Here is a 21,804-nt window from a genome sequence, read left to right as displayed (position 1 = left end):
TATGCTTAACTTTTTTACAATGTTAGATGATATTGTCTGGGGTGCCCCACTGCTTATTCTTTTAGTGGGAACTGGGATCTACTTAACAGTTCGTCTTGGTTTACTTCAGGTTTTAAAATTACCTAAGGCCTTCAAACTCATTTTCGCTGACGATAAAGGTCAAGGGGATATTTCAAGTTTTGCTGCTCTTGCAACTGCTCTTGCTGCCACTGTTGGTACAGGAAACATTGTTGGGGTTGCAACAGCTATCAAGGCCGGTGGACCTGGTGCACTTTTTTGGATGTGGATGGCTGCTTTCTTTGGAATGGCAACAAAATATTCTGAAGGGCTTCTTGCTATCAAATATCGTACGCGTGATGATAACGGCGAAGTTTCTGGTGGACCAATGTACTACATCTTAAACGGTATGGGGAAACGTTGGAAACCACTTGCCGTCTTCTTTGCCATTGCAGGTATCCTTGTTGCCTACTTTGGTATTGGTACCTTCTCTCAAGTTAACTCAATTACTTCATCACTTGAAAATTCATTTGGCTTAGCGCCACAAATCGTTAGTATCGTTGTTGCTGTAGTAGTTGCTATTATTATCTTTGGTGGAATTAAATCAATCTCAAAAGTTGCTGAAAAAGTAGTTCCTTTCATGGCAATCATTTATATCCTAGCAACACTTGCTGTTATTTTCTGCAATGCAAACCAAATTCTACCTGCATTTGGTGAAATCTTCTCTGGTGCCTTTACTGGTACTGCTGCTGTCGGTGGTTTTGCCGGAGCTGTTGTTAAAGATGCTATCCAAAAAGGTATTGCACGTGGAGTCTTCTCAAATGAATCTGGTCTAGGTTCAGCTCCAATTGCTGCCGCAGCCGCTAAAACAGAAGAACCTGTTGAACAAGGCCTTATTTCAATGACTGGTACTTTCATTGATACAATTATCATCTGTACTTTGACTGGCCTTTCAATCATTGTTACGCAAAAGTGGACAGTAGCTGGTCTTGAAGGGGCTCCGTTAACTCAAGCAGCCTTTTCATCACTCTTTGGAACACCAGGTGCACTTGCTCTTACATTCTGTTTGGTCTTGTTTGCCTTTACAACAATCCTTGGTTGGTCTTACTATGGTGAACGTTGCTTTGAATTCCTTTTCGGAACAAAACACATCAAACTGTACCGAGTTATTTTTGTCATCATGGTTGCCCTAGGTGGATTCCTCAAATTGGAATTAATTTGGATTATTGCGGATATCGTTAACGGGTTAATGGCTCTTCCAAACCTTATCGCTTTACTTGCCCTCTCACCAGTTATTATCCATGAAACTAAAAATTATTTTGCTCGCATGAAATAACAAATAGCTAGGAGTTCAATCTTACTCCTAGCTATTTTTATGTCTATTGATTAGCTAAATAATTTTCAATGACTTGAAAAACACCTGCTTTAGCATTTGATGGTGCTAAAAAATTAGCAGATGCTCTTACACGTTCAGGCGCATTTTCCATAGCATAGGAGTATTTAGCTAAGCGCAACATAGCAATATCGTTTTCCCCGTCACCAAAAGTCATTAGTTGATTAGCCGATACTTCACGAAATCTCATCAACTCTTTCAAGCCTAAAGCTTTATCTACTCCCGGTAAAACCACATCAATTGCACCAAAGCCACTCGCCATGGGAACCAAATCAGGAAATTCCTTTTTAAAATCAGCGCTAACTTTCTCAAATACCGCCAAAGGCAATTGCATTGTGATTTTATTAATTGTTTCTTTTGGCAAATCAGACACGTCATCTAGTAAAATCACGTTTGGAAAACTTGCATTGTAATAATCTAGAGTTGCTTCATCTGCTAAATTCTGACAAGCATAAGCACCTTTAGTCATATAGGAATGCTCTGGGGATGAAATAACGATGTGATAATCGTCAAAATGATTTTGATAATAATCCAAAAAATGTTGAAGTTGCTGTGAACTTAAGTTTTTTAAATAAATCGTCTTATCTTTGACAACTAAATGACTGCCATTTCCTACAACATAAGCTAGCCGTTTAGCAAAATCCCCAAAAACGATTTTCATTCTTGAAATTTGATTTCCAGTTGCGACAACAAATAAAATACCACGTCTATCTAATTCATCTAGTAACTGTTCAAATCGGTTCGCATCAAATTTTCCCTCTTCATCCAAAAATGTTCCATCCATATCAACGGCTATTATCTTTATCATCACATCTTCCATTCTTATTTTAAAACTAAAGTGAACTAGCTTTGATACTAGTACAATGCTCCCACATGTTGCAGGAGCATTGTTTTTTTATTTTTCAGCTTCTTTAATAGCTTTTTGGCCATTAGTAGCAAGAACTTCTTTATACCAATAGAAACTATCTTTTGGTGTGCGGTTAAGAGTACCATTCCCAGCATCATCCATATCAACGTAGATAAAGCCATAACGCTTGCGCATTTCACCAGTACCGGCTGAAACAATATCAATACATCCCCAAGTTGTGTAACCGATAAGGTCAACACCATTTTCAATAGCATTTGCCATGGCGTTGATATGAGCACGGTGATAATCAATTCGGTAATTATCATGAATAGAACCATCTTCTTCTACCGTGTCAAAAGCACCAAGACCATTTTCAACCACCATTAAAGGAATTTCATAACGGTCGTAAATTTTTTCAAGGTAATATTGAAGCCCCGTTGGATCGTGTGCCCAACCCCAATCTGAGTAAGTCAAATAAGGATTTTTAGCACCAGCTGAAAAGTTACCAGAAACCTGTTCACCACCAGTATGAGTAGTCACATTATTTGACATATAATATGAGAAAGTATACATATCAACCGTACCACGTTTCAAATCTTCAAGATCTTCTTCAGTGATATCAAGTTCAACATTATGCTCTTTCCAAAGACGTTTGGCATAAGTACCATATCTTCCTTTAGCTTGAACATCACCGCAATAATAAATGCCAGACTGCCACTTGTGCTCGTTTGCTAAGATATCTGCAGGATCACAAGTTCCAGGATAGAAAGTAATGCCACAAATCATATTTCCAATCATGAAATCAGGGTTAATGGCATGCCCAATTTGTACAGCCTTAGATGATGCTACAAATTGATGGTGAAGAATTTGATAACCTTCTTGATAGTCAGCGTCACTGGCTTTTGAACCAAACATATCAAGAAACATGGTTGTGTTATTAATTTCGTTGAAAGTTAGCCAATATTTAACCAAATCTTTATATTCATTGAAAATCACTTCACAGTAACGCACGTAAAAATCAATCAGTTTACGATTTTTCCATCCGCCATAATTTTCTTCCAAAGCAAGTGGTGTATCAAAATGCCAAATTGATACCAATGGTTCAATGTTATATTTACGGCATTCTTCAAAAACAGAACGGTAAAAATCTAGCCCAGCTTGATTAGGCTCTTTGTCATCACCATTTGGAAAAATTCGCGCCCAAGAGATTGACAAGCGGAAAACAGAGTAACCCATTTCGGCAAACAACTTAATATCCTCTTTGTAGCGGTGATAGAAATCAACGGCTACATGGTTTGGATAATGCTCTGTGTCAAGCACCGCATATTTGGCGCCTTCAGGAATTTTACCATTGTGTCCCATGGCTGGCGCTTTACCAGGCTTGCCATCTTTATCAATATAAGTCATGTAACGCGGTGCATCAACACTACCACCTGTTGTCACATCAGTCGCAACAAGTCCACGACCATCTTCATTATAAGCACCTTCAGCTTGGTTAGCAGCAATTGCCCCACCCCAAAGGAAATTTTTTGGAAATGCTTTTGTCATACTTTGTTCCTTCTTTCAATTAAGTACAATAATATTATACCGTCATTTGAAAGCGCAATCTTGCATTATTATCTTAGAAACTAATACTATCCCATTAGAGATAAGTTTGAATCACTTTTGAAATGGCACGATAGCCTTCAACGGTCAAATGAAGTCCATCAATTGTCCAGTCACGTTTTAACTGTCCAGAAGCATCACACAATAAATCATGTAAATCAAGCCATTTAACTTGCTGACTAGCCAATTGTTCTAATAGTTTATTAAGTTGTGAAATGCTTGCATTATTTCGCAGGCTTGGTGTGCGTACAAATTCAGGCGATTCATTCATCGGAAAAACAGACAATAAGAAAATCTGAGTTTTAGGCAATTGTTCCTGAATTCTCTCGATAATCGTTTTGATGGTTTGAGAAACCTCTTCTGGTCTTCGATTTTTCAAATCATTAACACCAATTAATAAAAAGACTTTAAGCGGTGATAAATTAAGGACTTGACTATCCAGATGTTCCAATAGATGAAGACTATTAATCCCATGGACGCCACGATTATAAAGGGTTAAATCTGATGACAACAATTCATGAATGGGAAAATATTCCGTGATAGAATCCCCAGCAAAAACGATATTGGGGTGAGAAGCACTGCTATTTAAAGCATCAAATTTATCCCACAATTGATTTTGCTGATCAATTAACACATAATTACGATATTCTTTGACATCTGCTTGGTGATATAATTCTTGGAAATCAGTCATTTTTTCTCCTTTGTGACTATTTTATCACAAATCAGAACCTTTCAAAAAATGGTTAGCTAAAACCTGTAAAACACCATTTTCTTGATTTGATGGTGCTTGGTAATGAGCAACATTTTTGATTTCCTGCGAAGCATTTGCCATGGCAAAAGAATATTTTGCCAATTTTAACATTTCGATGTCATTTCCACCGTCACCAAATACCATAAGGTTTTCTGGACCATATCCCCAATGATCTAATAAGAAATCAAGCCCAGTTCCTTTATGAACGTGTGAAGGAATAACATCAATACAACCAAAACCGCTAGAGGTCGCAGTTAATTGATAGTCTGCAAAAAGTGTATTGATTTCATCGCGAACTTGAAAAGTTAACTCGTCACGAACTAGTAAAGTCACTTTGAAATAATCGTCTTCAGGAATTGGATGAAGGTCTTCAACGTATTTTAAAACCGGTAGATAATAACTCAATGAATCCTTTATCTTTTTCGGTGTTGTCACTGGTAAATATGACGATGTTTTTCCAGCTAGATTAATCACGGTGTCAGGATAATTTTCCTCGATATAATTTACCAATGCCGAAACAGCTTCCACCGTCTCGAATTCTTCTTGCAATGTCTTACCATTTTCAATAATATGTCCGCCATTTTCAGCTACAAATGACATCTGGTGTTTGTGTCTTGGAAATTGTTTGATAATTTGGCGATATTGGTTACCGCTAGCAACAACAAATTTAATTCCTTCTTCCATAAAATGGTCAAAAAGTCGTTCAAATAAGACCTTATCATATGTCTTTGTATCTGTTAGAAATGTACCATCCATGTCGGTTGCAATTACTTTAACTGTCATAACACCCTCCTTGTCCCCCATTATACGCTAGCTGACTGAAAAATTCTTTGAGTATATTCAGAAAAAATGATACTATGATACGGAAAAAATTGTTGACTTTCATTTTCAAACAAAAAAGAACGGGATATACCCGCTCTTAATTCTATTAAGCTTCTACGCCTTCTTCTTTGAGAAGTTTCAAATCATACATTTTAAGGAATGGGAACCAAACAAAGAATGCTGCTACAGCACAAACAAGAGCTGTAATAACGGCACCGATGTTACCACCTGATCCGATGTAGGCACCAAGACCGATTGGTGTTGGCCATGGAGTTTGAATGATAGATACAGCGGCAAAACCAAGTTTGATTGACCAATATGCGATTGAAGCACTCACGATTGGTGCAAGGATGAATGGAAGGGCAAGAATTGGGTTGTAAACAACTGGAAGACCAAAGATTAATGGTTCGTTGATGTTGAAGATTGCAGGACCCATAGCTGCACGACCAAGCATTTTAAGTTGTGATGATTTAGCTGCTACTGCAAGCCATACACAAGCAAGAAGCATTGCACCAGAACCACCCATGATAACGTATGAGTTTGAGAATTCACCGGCGAAAGCAATGTGTGCTCCGTCAACGTTTTCTGCCATGTTTGACAAAAGGATTGGGTTAACAAGACCCATAACGATGTTAGCACCGTGGATACCAACAATCCACAAAGCGTGAACAAGAAGGTAAATAACCACAATACCAAGCCAAGAGTTTGCAATGTGACGAACGAAACCAAATGGAATAGCAACGACATTGTAAATGTCAGTACCAAGTGCGATGAACACACCATCGATAACAAGAACGACAATAGCTACGAAAGCACATGGAATCAAAGCTGAGAATGAGCGAGAAACCCCTGAAGGAACTGCTTCTGGCATTTTAACAACCCAGTGACGTTTGATACATACACGGTAAAGTTGAACAGCAAGGATAGCCATCAAGATAGCTGTAAACATACCTGAAGTTGACAAACGAGCCAAGCTGTTACCACCAACAGTCCAACCATTGATTGTAGCACCTTTAACGTTCAAATAGTCAAATGAACCATTTTTAACAAGCAACTCTGGAATTGTCAAGAAGAAAGCAAATACTGAAAGTAGAGCACCGTAAACTGGATCTACATCAAGTTCTTCTTCATCAGCGAAAATTTTAGTGTATTCATAACCAATAACAATGGCAAAGTATAGTGACAAGATACCCATTGTACAGTTGTAAGCTTGCAAGTAAAGTGGTGCAATCTTATCAACTGAGTTTGCCCAAATTGATGTTAAGGCAGGAATTGGAAAGGCTTGTGGGATAATGCTCAAGACAAGGAACATAGATCCGACGATAGTAAACGGAATACTGGCCATACCAGCGGCAACAATGGCACGAACAGGACGCCAAGCAGAAACTTTAGCCATCGGCCCCATTAAGTACTTTTCTAAAAATTCAAACATTTTCTTCTCCTCCTAAAAACTGTTGAATGTTTGTTGTTAACTAATTGATTGATGCCAAATATTTTTGAATGCGATAATATTGTTTATCTGAGTTACGGTTGATACGACCAATTTTAACTAACATCCATGATGAAATTATAATCCCAAGTAAAAGCATCACGATTAGGATAAGTTGAGTCGTACCATTCTCAGATAAGAATGGATAAAAATAGTGATATTGCTTAAATAAAGTGGCAATAATTAAAATGATATTTAAAGCAATGATCGTTTGGAAATAAAATTGCGTTTTAATCGCTGGTTTTTGTTCCCTTGAATACATTCGTGATTGTTCCCACATACAAATGGCACCAAAGACAGCCATAAGAACAGGAATAATAACTAGACTGATGTGACTGGCTGATAAGAACATCAAAATCCAGTACAGATTGATGAAAAAGAAGAAGGCGACGATGTAACGAATAAGGAAGTAACGTGTGTAGTACATGTTTTTTATCCCGTTTTCACGTCTAGTTGCGTCTAATTCTCTTTTCTCCTTTTCTGTTAAAGCAGCCATAGCTATCTCCTTTCTTGCCTAACTAACCGATTTTTTTGTATAACTCTAACATTTCAAGTCCAACTTCACGAAGAGTCATTGTTGTCATCAAGTGGTCTTGAGCGTGAACCATGATGATTTCAACATTAACTTCTTTACCACCTGCATATTCTTGTAACAAGTGTGTTTGTGATTGGTGGGCTTTTAGTAATTCGTCATTTGATTCTTTCAATTTTTCTTCTGCTAACGCATAGTTACCTTCGCGCATGGCATCAAATGCCTCGTGAACGATTGAACGTGCGTTACCGGAATTTAAGATAATCTCAAATGCTGCAACTTGCAATTCTTCTGAATTCATATAACTCCTACTTCCTTTTTAAATAGTTAAAAATATTTTTTTAAATTCATCAAATGATTGACAAGTTAACATACGTTCTTGAAGTTTTGGATTATCAACCAAATCTACAATGGCAGATGTCAACTCTGGTAAGCCATCATTATCATGAATTGACATTGACATTAAAAAGACGATTTTAATTGAAGGATATTGTTTATCCCATTTCACTCCGTTTTTAACAATTGCTACGGCAAAGTGATGTTTACTTCCTACGGCTTTCAGCGGATGAGGAACAGCGATGTTTTTCCCGAAAACAATTGAACTCATTGCTTCACGCTGTTTCATCATATCCAACAAGCGTTTTTCAAACTGCTCGTTTTCATTAACTGAAATGCTATTAGCCAAAATTTGAAGTACTTCTTCTTTTGACGCATCTGACAGAAGGAAAAAATAATCTTCTGAGAAGTAATCGTCAAACACATCGCTTACACTGAGTTCTGATTGACGATCTTCTATTTTTGCTAAAGAGGTGTTCAAGTGAGAAATTCCTTGTTTGATATCCTTCAGCTCATCATCATTTAAAAAGACTGAAACCGTGAAAACTGGAATATTGAAAATCAAGTTTGATAAGTCAATCGAAGATACAATAAAATCAATACCTTTTAACTTTTCATCATTGATTTCGTAATAACCAATCACATCCGTAATTGAAACTAAGTTCCCGAGCTCATTTTCAATTCGGCTCTTCAACATTTGAGCACTACCATAACCAGTAGCACAGATAACAAGAACATTGTATTTACGTTGCTCCTTATATCTTTCCTTTGCTGCCATAAAGTGAAGAGCAATGTAGGCGATTTCATTTGGTGTTAAAGTGTAAGCGCTGAAGGTTGGCATATTCTTAACCACGTGCTCTGCTAACTCATACATGTCATTGTATTTTGCTCGAATCTCTGATGTTAATGGATTTTCCATCTCAACTCGACCTTGCAAACGAATAAACATCGTAGACAAGTGAGCTAGGAGTCCTTCAATCAATTGAAAATCATTCTTCACAGTTGGATTAACTTGGTCGATACTGTCAATTAATTCTTGTCGCATTTGTTCTTGCAATACTTCAGAAATATGACAAGCATTCCCGTGACCTTTTGAAACCAAGTGTAACGTAATGTAATCAATTTCTTCAATCGGGAAGTGAATCCCCGTTGAGTTTGAAACACGCTTTAGAATATTTTCTGCAATTTGACGCTCTGCCAAACCTCTCAGCACCAATTCATCTTCTGACACCTTACTGATTTGAAAACCTTCAGTAATACGTCTAATCGCTAAGGCAATATGGATGACCAAATTTTGAATCACAAAATCTGATAATTTAAGACCACCTTCCCGACATTCATCAAGGACAATAATTGTTAATTCTTCAAAAGAAATCTTTTGATTAAGCAATTCATTATCAACATATGAATGCATGGTGTTGATGAAACCAGAATCGATAAAGTAGTCCATGATGAATCGACGTTTATCACGTTCTTGCCCCATCACATAAACACCCTTATTGGCTTTGCTCTCAATTTTTAAATGATATGGTTTAAACTTTTCTCTAATCTTTTTAAAGTCACTAGATAATGTTGATCGACTAACAAATAACTCATCTGCTAAATCATCAAAATAAATTTCATTTTGCTCAAACAAAAGTTTGTTTAACAGAAAATTGTAGCGATCGTTAATATCTGTAATGTTTTGATAATTAAAATGGTTATCATTGATATGATTTTCTTCCAAGAAATCGGCATAAGCGTCATCATCAACGATGTCTAGCTTATAACCATATCCTTGCTTTGAAATCAAATCAATTCCTGAATAAAAATCTAATTTTTCAACAAGTGTTTTATAGTAAGTTCTAATTGTTCTATCCGAACATCCTAAATGCGCTGCTAGTTCTTTACTAGTCACAAATTGTTCTTTATCTTTTGTAAGATATTGAATAATTTGTTTTTCTTTTTTATTTAACACAGAACAGGACACCTCCAAGTACCATTAGAACTATTATATCACATCAGGCATTAGATGTTTTCTTGAACCAAGGCTGCCATTTTTTCGATTCCCATTGGAATTGGAATGTAAGCTTGTGGTGGAATTTGAACGATTGGTTTGTTTGTTTTAGCAGCTGCATCTGCTAATTGTTTGAAGTTCATTTTTGTTTGTGGGCTAACAAGATACAAATCGTATTTATCAGCTTCGATACGTTTTTGTCCTTCTGGAACACCAACAGCATCCATTTCGATGTCTTCGCCTTTGTCTTGAAGGAATGTCATTGTTTTTTTAGCAATCATTGATGATGACATACCGCCTGCACAGATAATTAAAGCTTTCTTAGCCATAATGTGAATCTCCTTTGTTTTTTGTTTACACTGATATTATATGAAAACGCCATCATTATGTAAACGCATTCTTTTTCCTTTGCAATACGGAAAAATATACGACTAATACGGAAAAATTCCATTTAGGTACATTTTTTTCCGTAACCAAACTGCAATCACTACGGAAATTTGCTGTAAATCTTCAGTTTTTTAGAAAAAAAAGAGCCAGACTAGGGAAAACTAGTCTGACTATCTTAAAAGAATGCTGGAATAAATAATTTTGTATAATTCACAGAAACTTGATTTTCTTGTAAGCCTAACTCATCAGTAATTAGTTTTTTCAATTTTTCATCGTTCATTATAGAATAAACACGATAACTTTTTGAATCTTTGTGAAGCACTTGAATCGTATCAGCAATCTTTTGATTAGCTAAAATATCAGGAAGCTCATTAGGATTTGAAAAGGTGATGATATATGGACCACTCATTCGTTGACCTTGACTATCATAAACTTTTCGATATTTGCTAGTCAAAAAGTAAACAAGAGCAATGAGAACTAAAAATACGATAATAATAACCCATTTAATGCTCATATTCGTCATCTCCTAAACTACATCATACCAACTGCACCTGAGAGTTGTGCTGGGCGGATATAAACTTGTTCGTCTGACAAGTGATAATCTGCCATCAAAATCTTTTTCAATTCCACATCGTTGAGGTGTGATTGAACACTGCAAGTATCATCTGATGAACCAACAACTCTGATTTTTCCTTTTAGGCCAGCATTGCTTGCCAAATCAGGAAGTTTTGCACCATTTTTCATGACAACTACGTAATCGTAACCAAATGCCTTTGACACCCATAGTTGATTTCTAACATTGTAGATACCAGCCACAACAAAAGCAACAACTAAAACAATTAATAGCACTTTTAACATCATTAATCTCCTTTAACCTAATTGTCTGAAGTATTTTTAACACTTCACCGACATTATAAGACATTCATTCAAAAGAAAACATCATTTCTTAAAACAAAATGTCTAAATCATTAACATAATAATTATTGCACACGTTTGTTAGTTCCTAATGTCCTATTCCTAAAAATTACTCATTCATGCTTACTGAGTATTCTCAACCTGCACTTGAGTTGAATCCAGTCCATAATCTTTCATTAAGGTTGTTTTCAGCTCAGTATCGTTAATCTTTGATTGTACCATGCAGGTGTCTTCCGTTGCCGAAATAATCTTAATCTTTCCTTTGAGATTGTCATTTCTTGTTAAATCTGGTAACTTCAGGCCATGATGCATGGTAATCGTGTAGTGATAACCAAAGCGTTTGGTAACCCCAGTTTTCAACTGGATGACACGCACAATCGCGATAATTAACAATATTCCAAAAATTATTGCTAAAATCGTCACCATAATAGCCTCCTTAGCCCCTTCATTAAGGGATCTTTAAAATTTATACGATAACTATAATCCTTTTTGAAACCCCTGTCAATTATTTTCTGTAAAGTCCTTTTTCAGAAATTAAATAGGAAGAATAACTCACTTCCATTTAAGAAAAAAGCCTCTAAAACATTGATTTATCAACATTTAAAAGACTTTTAAAAATTATTTATAAATTATTTTACAAATAAGGATAATTCCTGCTAAGGCAACTGAAATTGAATTAGCAACGATCAAGGCAGGATCTGAAACAGAAATCCCATGCGCTAACCATAAAGCCATACCAGTTACAGACATAGTATACATGCCAAGTGAAATGGATTCAACATCTTTAGTTTTTAATACCTTAATCATTTGTGGCAAAAAGCCAAAAGTTGTCAAACAAGCCGCAATATATCCAATCATAAAGACCTACTCTCTTTTCTTATAACCATGTAAAAACCTTCATGGGGTAAGAGATTACACCCCCACAAAGGTTTGTTAAATAAATTAATTAACAGTTTTAGACTTCTTCACCGTTAGAAGCAATCACTTTCTTATACCAGTCAAATGACAATTTAGGTGAACGTTTGTATGTTCCATTTCCTTCGTCATCTTTATCAACATAGATAAATCCGTAACGTTTACGCATTTCACCTGTACTTGCTGAAACAAGGTCGATACAACCCCATGGAGTGTAACCCATCAAATCAACACCATCTTCGTCGACAGCTTTAATCATTTCTTTGATGTGCGCACCAAGGTAATCAATACGGTAATCATCATGAACCATACCATCTTCTTCAACTTGGTCGATGGCACCAAAACCATTTTCCACGATGAAAAGTGGCAAATGATACATATCTGTAAACCAGTTCAAGCTGTAACGAAGGCCTTCTGGGTCAATTTGCCAACCCCATTCAGAAGCTTTAACGTATTTGTTTTTAATCAAATCTTCTGTTTCAAGGTAATCAAAGTGTGGGTTGTTTTCACGGTGTGAATCGATAGCAAATGACATGTAGTATGAGAATCCGATGTAGTCAACAGTACCTGTCTTCAAGTCTTCCAAATCTTGTTCAGTCACGTCAACATCGATGCCTTTACGTTCCCAATATTTAAGAATATGGTTTGGATAGAAGCCATGAACGTGTACATCAGTGAAGTAATAACGTTTTTCCATAGCTTTTTGAGCCATCAAAATGTCTTTTGGATTACATGTTGCTGGATAGATTGGACACATCGCAATCATACAACCAATTTGGAAATCAGGCTTGATTTCACGGCCAATTTTAACTGCGCGAGCTGATGCTACCAATTCGTAGTGAGCTGCTTGATACATAATAGCTTCGCGATCATCGCCTTCTTTGTAGACAATACCAGAGTTTGTGAATGGTGCAAAATCTTCTTGATAGTTTGCTTGGTTATTGATTTCGTTAAATGTCATCCAATATTTTACTTTGTCTTTGTAACGACGGAAACATGTTTCAGCGAAACGAACAAAGAAATCTACCAATTTACGGTTTGTGAAGCCACCATATTCTTTAACCAAGTGGTATGGCAATTCAAAGTGAGACAATGTGACAACTGGTTCAATACCATGTTTCAAACATTCGTCAAACAAATCGTCATAGAATTGCAATCCTGCTTCATTTGGTTCCAATTCATCCCCATTTGGGAAAATACGTGTCCATGCAATTGATGTACGGAAACATTTGAAGCCCATTTCAGCAAACAATGCAATATCTTCTTTATAGTGATGATAAAAATCGATAGCTTCATGGTTTGGATAATATTTTCCTTCCACGACACCATCAGTGATTTCACGAGGAACACCATGACGACCAGCTGTCATCACATCAGCAACACTGAGTCCTTTTCCTCCTTCTTTCCATCCACCTTCAAGTTGGTGAGCAGCAACTGCACCACCCCACAAAAAATTATCTGGTAACTTAGCCATTACGAATCCTCCTTGTTTAATACACTGTCATTATAGCAAGCGGTTACAAAAATAAAAATAGAAAAAATTTCCTAAGTCATTAGGAAATTCCTTCTATCTTGTTAGTTTTTTTATTTTTTCAAGATAAGAACAAGGTCCCATAAAAAGAGCAGTAAAGCCACGACAAAAAGGCCATTTGATAGGATTTCTAAGTTCTGGTTAAAACTCAAAATTGCCGCACTTATCAATACTGCAAAAAAGAGCAAGCTCAACACAAAACGATTAACAAAACGATTAAAAACCTTAATACGGTTGGTATAATCGTACAAATCATGATTAACCAAAATTCGCCCATTTAGAACTTGTTCCAAAAGTTGATTAAGTCGACGTGGGATATTTTTACCATTTTTTAACTGATAAAAAAGCTCAATCAAAAGCGTTTCTTTATTCAAAGCTTGTTTGAGCATGTCAGGTCCCATATTTTCTAGGAAATAATTCTTAGCAAGTGTCATTAAATCAACTTCCGGAGCTAATTCACGGAAAATCCCTTCAATTTGCAGCGCAGCTTTTTCCAAAATAGTAATCTGCGGTGAAGCTTTCAAGCCATTTTTAACAAAGACATTTAATAAATCCTCGATAAGATCAGTAATCGATAGGACACCTACATCAAGGCTTGAATACTTAGCAAGCATACGTTCGACGTCTTGAGCTAGAGCTGATTTGTTCATCGATGTGTCAAAACTTGTGACAGACAAAATTCCTTGCATCATACCTTCAACGTCTTGAGCGGTAAAGCTATAGAGGATGTCATTTAGAGCCACGCGCATGCCATTATCAAGTCTCCCCATGATTCCAAAGTCAATAAAATAAATTTTTCCATCGGAGATAAAAAGATTTCCTGGGTGAGGATCACCGTGGAAAAAACCATCTTTAAAGACTTGCTTGATAAAGCTTAGCATGAGTTTTTTACCAATGTCTTCTAAATCATAACCCGCTTTAATTAATTCTTCGTAATGATTAATTGGGATACCAGACACGTAATCTTCAACCAACATGCGAGGTGTCGTAAACTCATCATAGACCTCTGGACTGGCAATACACTTGCTTGATTGGTTTAACCCGGCAAAAGCAATCATGGCTTGTGCTTCATTACGAAAATCAATTTCACGTGTCAAACTTTCCTTGATTTGTTGCAAAACCTCTGGCAAATTGACCATTGGAAGCAAAGCTTTTGGAACACGTCTTGACAGACGAATCAAAAGCGTTAAATCTTCTTCAATGATTTCAGGCAAATGTGGACGCTGAATTTTAATAATGACATCGCGTCCATTTAATAAACGCGCTCGATGTGTCTGAGCTACTGACCCACTTGCCAAAGGTTCTGGCGTGATTTCAGCAAAATAAGCTGAAACTGGCCCGGAAAGTTCGTCAGAGATAGCCTGCATAACAATTTCTTGAGGTAAGGGAAGCACGTTACTTTGTAACTTACTTAATTCTCTAACATAAGCTTCTGGAAATAAATCACTCCTAGTAGATAAGATTTGTCCAATTTTGACAAAACTTGGCCCTAACTTTTCAAAAGCTAAACGAAGCTTACGCGGCGTTGATTTATCTTCGGCTGCTTTTCCTTTTTCGATTAAAGAAGTTAAGCCTACTGAACTGAAGGCACCAATGATTTCTCTTAAACGTCTACCTGACATAACCCACCAATATTTCTAATGTAAGATATTTGACTTCTTCAAAAGTGCATCAATTTTGTCTTCAAGACGAGAAACATCTTCTTTGGTAGCATATTGAACAGCTTTTGTTTTTTCGTTTAATTCATCCAAAAACTCTTGTGCTTCATCTTCACTTTTTCGTTTTAGTTCAGATTGCAATTCTTTTCCTTCGTCAACAGTGAGGCGTCCTTTTTCAACTAATTCTTTAATAAAAGCATCTGCTTTTTCCAAAGTCATAGACGTCAAACCAATCCCAGCTAAGAGAACTTTTTTCAATTCTTCCATGATTATTCCTCCTTGAATGACTAAATAACATATGTTTACCCTTTCATTCTACTACTTTTGCGATAAAATTTCTAAAAGAAACAGTCTTTTCATGAAAGATTCTGACACCTTAAACTTTTTCAACCAAAAAAGCTCCGCAGTTAACAAAGGAGATTAAATTGCCTTGCGAAGCTTTTAAAAATGTAAACAAATAAGTCTTTGTGACTAAAAATCATATTGTTGCACGATCAAAAAAGGTCTTGCTATATGATTTTACACCCTTATTATAATCGCCTTCTTAGAGACATTCTTACACTATCCTTCTCATTTATAATACTTTTATCTGATAATTTTTTGAAACATTTTATGAAAACCTTTTCTGGAATACGCTTCCATTTTGAAAACAATTGTGCTACAATAAAAAGGTACTATAATACTATGATATGATTAGAAGGGTTATTATATGAAACAATCAAATCCAGCTCATGAAATTAAAATAGATGAAAGTAAGCACCTTCTTCCCTATGATTATTACAGCACAGTGGTTGAGAATGGCCGTCCTGACGTGCTTTTCCACTGGCATCCAGAAATTGAAATTAATTACATTTATGAAGGGTCTGCGCGTTTTCACATTGATTACGATTACTTTAATAGTCAAGCAGGTGATATTATCCTCATACGACCAAATGGCATGCATTCTATTCATCCTTTAGAAAACCAAAGACATGTCACTGATACTTTCCGATTTCACTTAGATATGATTGGCTATTCAATTGTCGACCAAGTAAGCTTACGCTATTTGCAACCCTTGCAGACCAGTCTTTATAAATTCGTACCACGTATTCAACCAGGAATGGAAGGATACGAAGAAATTAAAGAGTGCCTTTTTACAATTTTTGAGCTTTCAAAAAATGAAGGACGTCATTTTGAACTGATGCTCAAATCAAAACTCAATGAATTTCTATACCTGCTCTTTTACTACCGATACGTATTGCGAAAAAATACCGATGATACCTATCGCAAAAATGAACAGATACGTGAATTAATTGATTTTATTAATAATAACTACCAAAAAAATCTATCCATCGACTATCTTTCTCAATTCATGGGATATAGTAAGACACATTTTATGGCAGTCTTTAAACAACATACTGGAAGTTCGTGCACTGAATTTATCATTCAAGTACGTTTAAACAAAGCTTGTGATATGTTAATTAATACTTCAAATCCTGTTCTTGAAATTGCTACTGCTGTCGGATTTAACAATTTATCAAACTTCAATCGTCAATTTAAACGCTACTACGAATTAACACCAAGCCAGTATCGTAAACAATTTAGCAAACAAAAAGAAAGTCGTGTATTAATTAACCCTGCCAGAAATACACACTAAAAAGCTGATGTTTCTCAGCTTTTTTCTTATCTGTAATCACTTAAAAAGGACGCTTTCGCGCCCTTTTTATTTTTAAGCTAATGTTGTTAGGAGGTAATCCCCTGCATTAACACGACTATCTTGTATTGTTAAAACATCTTCAAATTCGGATGAATTTGTAACAATCACAGGTGAAATAACTGGGAGATTAGCATCACGAATAGCTGTCAAATCAAATTCAAGCAATTTTTGACCTGCTTCAACTTTGTCTCCTACTTGAACAAAGGTTTTAAATCCTTTACCAGCTAGTGAAACTGTGTCCATACCAACGTGAATCAAGATTTCTGCTCCATTTTCAGTACGCATACCAATAGCATGTCCTGTAGGGAAAACAAGTGTAATCTCACCTGATGCAGGAGCTACTACAATACCATCGGCTGGATCAATAGCAATTCCTTTCCCCATTGCGCCTGTTGCGAATACTTCATCAGGAACATTTTCAAGTTTAACCACTTTACCAATCATTGGACTTGCAATGATTTCTTGTTTTAATTCTTTTAAATCATTAACAGGTTCTACTACTTTTTCTTCAGTTATAGCAGAGGCATCTTTTGGACCTCCGTAAAGGTAAGGGATTTTAACAAATTGTGTCAATACAAAACCAAGAACAAAACTCATGGCAATGGCAATCAAGTAGTAAACAAGGTTTGAACCATTTTCACTTGAGATAAATGACGGAATTGAGAACAGTCCCATACCACCCATTACGTACATTTTGACATTAAACAAACCAAGGAAAGCACCTTGAATGGCACCTGCAACACAGGTCATAATAAATGGTGTACGCATTGGTAGTGTAATACCATAAATAGCAGGTTCAGTAACACCAAAGAGTGCTGAAATAAACGCTGGAATAGCTAATTCACGAACTTTAGATTCTTTTGTACGAATCATAATATTAAGCAATGCACCTGCTTGTGAGAAACAGATAGCGATTGAAGCAACAAGGATTACACCTGAAGGGTTTTGTTGTAATTCCAAAATTGCAAGTGGTACAAGTCCCCAATGAAGACCAAACATAACCAATACTTGCCACAAAGCACCAAGAATCAATCCATATAAAATCGGGCTGATATTGTAAATACCTGTGAAGATAACACCGATTAAATCAGAAGCCCAGTTCATTACTGGTCCAATGATTAAGAATGCTAACGGAACAGTAATCAAAAGTACAAAGAATGGAACAACGAAAACTTTAACAACATCAGGAACAATTTTCTTAAGGAGATGTTCAATTTTAGAACCAACATAAACTGTCAAGATGATTGGCAACACAGTTGATAGATACGTTGATGCTGGGAAAATGACTGGGATACCCAAGAAATCAACATTTCCATTTGCAAAGCTTGTTGCAATATCAGGATAAACAAGAGCAAAACTTAGAGCCAAAGCTGTAAATTGTTCCATTTTGAAACGCTTAGCGGCTGTCAATGCTAAGATAACTGGTAAGAATTGGAAGAAACCATCACCGGCTGCATTTAAAATAACATACAGTCCGCTGGTATCAGAAACCCCAAACGCTGCAAGGATAGCGACTACCCCTTTCAACATACCTGCTGCAGACAATGCGCCAAGCATTGGTTGGAAAAGACCTGATACCAATGCAATAAAACGATCAAGAAGATTCCCTTGAGGAACATCTCCTTCATTCACATCAATTCCACCTTCACCTTGAATACCAGCAACTTTCAAAACAGTATCATAGACATCTGGTACATGATTACCAATAACCACTTGGTATTGACCACCTGCTTTAACAACTGTGACAATACCATCACGTTGTTTAAGATAGTCATCATCAGCTTTACTCTCATCTTTTAGAGTAAAACGCAAGCGAGTCACACAGTGAACTAATTTAATGATATTGTCTTTACCTCCAACGTGAGCAACAATATCTTGTGCCAATTCAGTATAATCTTTAGCCATAAGCTGGCTCCTTTCTTAATGTTCTTTCTTAGAAACAGAAAAAAACCTAAATAAATACGAAACAATTTTCTGCGCCCACATATGCGGTAACGCCAAAACTATCTTGTATCTATTTAGGTTTTGCCTGCTTATCAGTAACAATCCTTTTAACAATTCATAGTATAGCATGCTCTTTCACAAAATGCAAGCGCTTTATCGGAGTTTTTTTAATAAAAACAAACCGTTTTCATAAATTATTGAAAAGCATCTGTTGCATTTTATTATTTCTAAAGCATCTTTCAAAATTTTTCAAGATATTTTCAGGTTCAATTTTTTTACAAAAAATCTTCTCGACAGTTGACGAGAAGAATACTGTTTAATTACTACTTGTTTCTAAGCGTTGGATATGGATGGTAATATAGACCTGCTCATCTCGGCTCATTGGAAAATCATAAGATGATTCAATATAGTTCTTAATTTTTTCTGAGCACGAAAAAGCATCAGGATAGTTTAATTTAACTTGTTCATACAAAAAACTATCATTTTTTCCTTGCACTACGCCATTAACGACACGTTGAGCAAAATACTGAGTATGCGTGATAAATCGATTATAGCTCACAGAATCCTCATCAGCAATTTTACCATAAAACAGGCGCACAATTCCTAAGATATCAGTCACAATCTTTGAAATCTGATAGCTTTGCTCAACTAAGCCAGAATCTTTTTGAGCATTGATAAAATGAAGTGCAATTGAAGAAACCTCGTCTTCTGGAAGAATGATTCCTAGTTTTTCAAAGACAATCTTCAAAGCATCTCGTCCAAGTTGATACTCTTTTGGAAAAAACTTACGGATTTCCCATGATAATGGATTTTGAATAATCAAATTTTCACGAGATCGTTGAAGAGTATAATGAAGGTGATCAGCTAGCGCAATATAAAAAGGTGTATCAAAAGTAGTTTTTAAGACTTCCTGACCGTGCTTAATAATATCAAGAACAACCTCTGTCTCTAGTGGTGACAAATCAATATAAACACGCGTTAATTCATTTGTAGCAGTACTATCTTGCATAACAAACGTTTTTTCAACTAAAGATGTGTCAATTTCATCACCAGATTTCTTTTGAAATCCAAGACCTCTCCCCATAACAATGATTTCTTCTCCTTCATCACCTTTAGCTAAGACAACATTGTTATTATAGACTTTATCTATCTTCATTATCTACTACTCCCTCAAAAAAATTCGGAAAGAAAAGGCAAAACTAGCGTACACAAAAGGTAATATGTTCCAAAACACAATGCTTCATATGTACACTAGGTTTTGCCTGCTTAACCAGTAACAATCCTCTTACTAATATCCATTTTACCAAAACTTCACTCAAAATGAAAGGGGATACAAAAATATAAATCTAATTACATTAATAATTTGCGGATTTTACCAATTTCAGGTTCATTAACAACCAAGAAAATAGTATCACCGGCATTTAAAACGGTACTCCCACAAACCACTTCAGATTTTTTACGATGAATCTGAGTTGTGATAAGTACATTTTTAGGCAAGGTCAAGTCACGAACACGTTTACCTGCGATTTTATCTGACACTGTTAATTCAATTAATGTCGGTTCAATCACTTCACGGTCTTTTGGAATAGATAGATTAGCTAACATTGCTTCATAAATTGGCTCACCTTTTAACACATCCATAACGATATAAGCAACTAGGGTAACAACAGCAATCGTCATCAATTGGCGAAAATCTCCAACCATTTCAGTTACCAAAATAATAGCAGTCAGCGGAGCTTTTGAAATGGCTCCAAAATATCCTGCCATACCAAGAACAAGGAAATTAACCAAGACCGATGTTCCGACAAAACCAATTTGTTGCATTCCCAAACCAAAGCCAAATCCTAAAAGTGAACCCAAGGTCAAGATAGGAAGGAAAATACCACCTGGTAACCCACTAGCATAGCTGAGAGTACTCCATGCAAAACGAATAATAAAATAAAGACAAACAACTGCTAAAGTCAAATGACTTGTCGATAGTGAAGTAATCAAGCCATTTCCACCGCCCAATAATTGTGGGTAAAAATAACCAATTGGTAAAATCAGAACTGCTGCAAATACACCATAAAAATAATTTGGAAGATGACAGATTTTACCCAAGAAATCATAAAAAAGATTGGCATTCAACGTTACTTTTTCATAAAGGTAACCCATCAAACCTAAGAAGGCCCCTAGCAACAAAAGAATCCAATAATCATTTAAAGGTAAAATCGCAAGATCGTTTGGCATAGCCAGTACTGGTGTTAAGCCAAAAATGTTTAAAGAAATAAAATTAGCAACCAAACTAGCAACAAGTGCAGAAATCCAAACCAATCGAGAAAATTGATGATAAATTTCTTCTACTACGAAAAGTAAACCTGCAATCGGAGCATTAAAAGCCGCTGATAATCCAGCTGCTGCACCACTTGCAATCAGAACACGTTGTTCCATTCGCTGAGCTTTTAGTGATTTTGCAACACCTTTTCCTGCCATTGCGCCTAATTGAATACTTGGGCCTTCACGCCCTAGCATAAATCCCATTGAAATAGCAAGAACACCACCGACAAATTTTTTCCAAAGTACAGACCACCAATTCGGATGAAGTAAGCCTTTTAACTCACCTTCAACATGTGGAATTCCTGAACCCTTAATATCTGGATCAGACTTAACCAAAAAGCCAATAGCTAAGACGACTAGTACACTCACTAACAAAATCAGACCTAGCAAAGCTGGTTGTTCATGTGATAGCTCATAACATTTTACAACTTGTGCAAAAATTTTAGCAATCAAGAGACGAAAGAGACTGACCACACTTCCTGAAACACAGCCTACAATAACACCACGCCATACGAAGCATAAAATTGAGGACAGTGAAAATTCGTACTCTCTACGATAACTTTCCATTTTAGACTCCTAACTAATCCTATTGAAAATACCAAAATAATTTCAAACTTTTTTCAAAAAATATCTCACTACTATTTTATCAAAACTTTAAGCTGATTTCGACCTCA

Annotated in this window: 21 protein-coding genes; 2 read left to right on the top strand and 19 right to left on the bottom strand. The window is 36.1% G+C overall.

Annotated features, from left to right (window positions below; all coding sequences use genetic code 11):
- Position 1 precedes the first annotated feature (1 nt).
- The gene (locus JG537_RS04035) at positions 2-1,333 is read left to right on the top strand and encodes an alanine/glycine:cation symporter family protein (protein WP_199543822.1); all 1,332 of its coding nucleotides are present in this window, start codon (positions 2-4) and stop codon (positions 1,331-1,333) included.
- A gap of 43 nt (positions 1,334-1,376) precedes the next feature.
- Here the strand turns inward: JG537_RS04035 and JG537_RS04030 are convergent, their stop codons facing one another.
- From JG537_RS04030 to JG537_RS03955, 16 genes are all read right to left on the bottom strand, one after another.
- Positions 1,377-2,198 carry a Cof-type HAD-IIB family hydrolase gene (locus JG537_RS04030; protein WP_199543820.1) on the bottom strand — a complete coding sequence of 274 codons (822 nt, stop codon included), beginning with the start codon at positions 2,196-2,198 and terminating at the stop codon, positions 1,377-1,379.
- An 87-nt stretch (positions 2,199-2,285) separates the two neighbouring features.
- Positions 2,286-3,785 carry a glycoside hydrolase family 1 protein gene (locus JG537_RS04025; protein WP_199543818.1) on the bottom strand — a complete coding sequence of 500 codons (1,500 nt, stop codon included), beginning with the start codon at positions 3,783-3,785 and terminating at the stop codon, positions 2,286-2,288.
- Positions 3,786-3,879: 94 nt separating this feature from the next.
- A complete protein-coding gene (locus JG537_RS04020; RefSeq protein ID WP_199543816.1) occupies positions 3,880-4,533 on the bottom strand; it encodes an SGNH/GDSL hydrolase family protein in 654 nt (217 codons plus the stop codon).
- 24 nt (positions 4,534-4,557) lie between these two features.
- Complete coding sequence (locus JG537_RS04015) at positions 4,558-5,376, bottom strand: Cof-type HAD-IIB family hydrolase (protein ID WP_132869185.1); 819 nt, start codon at positions 5,374-5,376, stop codon at positions 4,558-4,560.
- Between the two features lie 145 nt (positions 5,377-5,521).
- Positions 5,522-6,847, bottom strand: a complete 1,326-nt coding sequence (gene celB, locus JG537_RS04010; protein ID WP_132869186.1) for a PTS cellobiose transporter subunit IIC — start codon at positions 6,845-6,847, stop codon at positions 5,522-5,524.
- 40 nt (positions 6,848-6,887) lie between these two features.
- Complete coding sequence (locus JG537_RS04005) at positions 6,888-7,400, bottom strand: hypothetical protein (protein ID WP_132869187.1); 513 nt, start codon at positions 7,398-7,400, stop codon at positions 6,888-6,890.
- 22 nt (positions 7,401-7,422) lie between these two features.
- Positions 7,423-7,737 carry a PTS cellobiose transporter subunit IIA gene (locus JG537_RS04000; protein ID WP_020916861.1) on the bottom strand — a complete coding sequence of 105 codons (315 nt, stop codon included), beginning with the start codon at positions 7,735-7,737 and terminating at the stop codon, positions 7,423-7,425.
- A gap of 18 nt (positions 7,738-7,755) precedes the next feature.
- A complete protein-coding gene (locus JG537_RS03995) occupies positions 7,756-9,729 on the bottom strand; it encodes a PRD domain-containing protein (protein ID WP_199543814.1) in 1,974 nt (657 codons plus the stop codon).
- Positions 9,730-9,779: 50 nt separating this feature from the next.
- Positions 9,780-10,097 carry a PTS cellobiose transporter subunit IIB gene (locus tag JG537_RS03990; RefSeq protein WP_074481708.1) on the bottom strand — a complete coding sequence of 106 codons (318 nt, stop codon included), beginning with the start codon at positions 10,095-10,097 and terminating at the stop codon, positions 9,780-9,782.
- 233 nt (positions 10,098-10,330) lie between these two features.
- Entirely contained in the window at positions 10,331-10,669 is a 339-nt protein-coding gene (locus tag JG537_RS03985) for a hypothetical protein (RefSeq protein WP_240187133.1), read from the bottom strand.
- 17 nt (positions 10,670-10,686) lie between these two features.
- Positions 10,687-11,013, bottom strand: a complete 327-nt coding sequence (locus tag JG537_RS03980; protein ID WP_199543810.1) for a hypothetical protein — start codon at positions 11,011-11,013, stop codon at positions 10,687-10,689.
- Positions 11,014-11,193: 180 nt separating this feature from the next.
- A complete protein-coding gene (locus tag JG537_RS03975; RefSeq protein WP_074481706.1) occupies positions 11,194-11,496 on the bottom strand; it encodes a hypothetical protein in 303 nt (100 codons plus the stop codon).
- Between the two features lie 192 nt (positions 11,497-11,688).
- A complete protein-coding gene (locus JG537_RS03970; protein ID WP_158913965.1) occupies positions 11,689-11,928 on the bottom strand; it encodes a SemiSWEET transporter in 240 nt (79 codons plus the stop codon).
- A gap of 97 nt (positions 11,929-12,025) precedes the next feature.
- Positions 12,026-13,459, bottom strand: a complete 1,434-nt coding sequence (locus JG537_RS03965) for a 6-phospho-beta-glucosidase (RefSeq protein ID WP_199543809.1) — start codon at positions 13,457-13,459, stop codon at positions 12,026-12,028.
- Between the two features lie 110 nt (positions 13,460-13,569).
- Positions 13,570-15,138, bottom strand: a complete 1,569-nt coding sequence (locus tag JG537_RS03960; RefSeq protein WP_199543807.1) for an ABC1 kinase family protein — start codon at positions 15,136-15,138, stop codon at positions 13,570-13,572.
- A gap of 15 nt (positions 15,139-15,153) precedes the next feature.
- A complete protein-coding gene (locus JG537_RS03955) occupies positions 15,154-15,441 on the bottom strand; it encodes a phasin family protein (RefSeq protein WP_132869927.1) in 288 nt (95 codons plus the stop codon).
- A gap of 442 nt (positions 15,442-15,883) precedes the next feature.
- Between JG537_RS03955 and JG537_RS03950 the strand changes: the two genes are divergently transcribed.
- Complete coding sequence (locus JG537_RS03950; RefSeq protein ID WP_199543805.1) at positions 15,884-16,810, top strand: helix-turn-helix domain-containing protein; 927 nt, start codon at positions 15,884-15,886, stop codon at positions 16,808-16,810.
- Positions 16,811-16,882: 72 nt separating this feature from the next.
- Here JG537_RS03950 and JG537_RS03945 read toward each other — a convergent pair whose 3' ends face one another.
- From JG537_RS03945 to JG537_RS03935, 3 genes are all read right to left on the bottom strand, one after another.
- Positions 16,883-18,775, bottom strand: coding sequence for a beta-glucoside-specific PTS transporter subunit IIABC (locus tag JG537_RS03945; protein WP_199543803.1), 1,893 nt, complete (start codon positions 18,773-18,775; stop codon positions 16,883-16,885).
- A 355-nt stretch (positions 18,776-19,130) separates the two neighbouring features.
- Complete coding sequence (licT, locus tag JG537_RS03940) at positions 19,131-19,970, bottom strand: BglG family transcription antiterminator LicT (RefSeq protein WP_199543801.1); 840 nt, start codon at positions 19,968-19,970, stop codon at positions 19,131-19,133.
- 194 nt (positions 19,971-20,164) lie between these two features.
- On the bottom strand, positions 20,165-21,697 hold the full coding sequence (locus JG537_RS03935; protein WP_199543799.1) for a ClC family H(+)/Cl(-) exchange transporter: 1,533 nt from the start codon (positions 21,695-21,697) through the stop codon (positions 20,165-20,167).
- Between the last annotated feature and the right edge of the window lie 107 nt (positions 21,698-21,804).

This window comes from Streptococcus vicugnae (assembly GCF_016461705.1).
GTDB lineage: Bacteria > Bacillota > Bacilli > Lactobacillales > Streptococcaceae > Streptococcus > Streptococcus vicugnae.
The sequence above is the reverse complement of the archived record's forward strand: the minus strand, read 5'-3'. Positions and strand labels throughout refer to the sequence as shown.